The following is a 237-nucleotide window of genomic DNA, read 5'->3' on the forward strand; positions in this document are numbered from 1 at the left end:
AATTGCAGACGCTGGATTTAAAAACTTTGAAGTTGCGACACCAGAAGAAAATAAGAATAAAGAAGATGCATTGAAAGCTGTGAAACATTATCGAGCCAAGTTTGAAAAAGAAGCGAATGAGTATTTTACAACCATGTTGACAGGCTCAACTGGTGTTGGTAAATCCCATCTTGCAATGGCCATGTTACGAAACCTAAATGAAACACTGGATGCAGAGTGTGCATTTGTGAATGTACG

Annotated in this window: 1 protein-coding gene; it reads left to right on the plus strand. The window is 38.4% G+C overall.

The features are described 5' to 3' along the window. On the plus strand, window positions 1–237 hold a 237-nt coding region (locus KTHG_RS00385; RefSeq protein ID WP_186439479.1), incomplete at both ends, for an ATP-binding protein.

Origin of the sequence: Kurthia sp. Dielmo (genome assembly GCF_000307285.2) — a bacterium.
GTDB lineage: Bacteria > Bacillota > Bacilli > Bacillales_A > Planococcaceae > Kurthia > Kurthia populi.